This window comes from Methylobacterium sp. CCH5-D2 (genome assembly GCF_001556475.1).
In the GTDB taxonomy this organism is placed as follows: Bacteria; Pseudomonadota; Alphaproteobacteria; order Rhizobiales; family Beijerinckiaceae; genus Methylobacterium; species Methylobacterium hispanicum.
In genome coordinates this window covers 1-1,414 of the sequence record NZ_LSIX01000722.1, presented here as the reverse complement: position 1 = coordinate 1,414, position 1,414 = coordinate 1, and the positions used below count along the sequence as shown (strand labels likewise).

At 72.9% G+C, this 1,414-nt stretch carries 1 protein-coding gene; it reads right to left on the bottom strand.

Features of this window, described 5'->3' with window-relative positions; genetic code table 11:
- Positions 1-2: 2 nt before the first annotated feature.
- Positions 3-1,406, bottom strand: coding sequence for a mannose-1-phosphate guanylyltransferase/mannose-6-phosphate isomerase (locus AX737_RS19065; RefSeq protein ID WP_082773146.1), 1,404 nt, complete (start codon positions 1,404-1,406; stop codon positions 3-5).
- Positions 1,407-1,414 lie beyond the last annotated feature (8 nt).

The window sequence follows — 1,414 nt, the reverse complement described above, 5'->3', positions numbered from 1 at the left end:
CGTCAGCGTCCGTAGATGTCCTCGACGCGGATGATGTCGTCCTCGCCGGTATAGGAGCCGACCTGGACCTCGATCAGCTCGAGCGGGATCTTGCCCGGATTGGTCAGGCGGTGCATCGAGCCGATCGGCAGGTAGACCGCCTCGTTTTCGTGGACCAGCACCACGCGCTCGTCCACCGTCACCTCGGCCGTGCCCTTGACCACCACCCAGTGCTCGGCCCGGTGGTAGTGCTTCTGCAGACTCAGCCGCCCGCCCGGCGTCACCATGATCCGCTTCACCTGGAAGCGCGCGCCGATGTCGATGCGCTGGTACCAGCCCCAGGGCCGGTACATGCGCAGGTGCGCGTCCGCCTCCGGATGCGCCTTGGTGCGCAGCTGGCCCACCAGCTCCTTCACCCGACCCGCCTCGGCCTTCGAGCTCACCAGAACCGCGTCGGGCGTGGTCACCACCACCACGTCCTCCAGCCCCACCACGGTCGTCAGCCCCTCGCCCGCGCTGTGCACCAGGCTGTTCTTCGTGCCGATCAGCTCGACCCGGCCCCGCAGCGCGTTGCCGTCCGCATCGTGCGCGAGCACCCCCCAGACCGCGTCCCAGGTGCCGACATCCGACCACGGGAAGGCCACCGGCAGCACGCCCGCCCGCCCGGTGCGCTCCATCACCGCGTAGTCGATCGAGATCTTCGGGATCTGCCCGAAGGCCTCGGCGTCGAGGCGCGTGAAGTCGAGGTCGGTGGCCGCCGCCTCCAGCGCGGCGCGCGCGCCCGAGAGCACGGCGGGCGCGAAGGTCTCGAGTTCGGCCAGCATCACGTCGGCGCGGAACAGGAAGTAGCCGGAGTTCCAGAGCGCGCCCTCGGCGATGAGGCGCTCGGCGCCGGCCTGGTCCGGCTTCTCGACGAAGCGCTCGACCGCGCAGGCGCCGCCCGTCTGGCCCGGCAGCGGGCTGCCGCGGCGGATGTAGCCGTAGTCGGTGGCCGGCCGGGTCGGCTCGATGCCCAGCGTCATCACGGCGCCGGCGCGCGCGCCCTCGGCGGCCGTGGCCACGGCGGCGCGGAAGGCTGCGGCGTCGCCGATGACGTGGTCGGCGGCCATGATGAGCACGACGGCCTGCGGGTCGAGCGTGGCGGCGTGCAGCGCCGCGACCGCGACGGCGGCGGCGGAGTCGCGGCCCTGCGGCTCGAGGATGATGTCGGCCGACAGCCCGGCCTGGGCGAGCTGCTCGGCGACGATGAAGCGGGACTCGGCCGCCGCGATCACGCAGGCGCGGGCGAACAGGCCGGGCTCGGCCACGCGCTGGGCCGTGGCCTGGAAGGTGGAGTGCTCCGGATCGACGAGGCGAGCGAACTGCTTGGGCATGCTCGCGCGCGAGGCCGGCCACAGCCGCGTGCCGGAGCCCCCGCACAGGATCACCGGGTGGA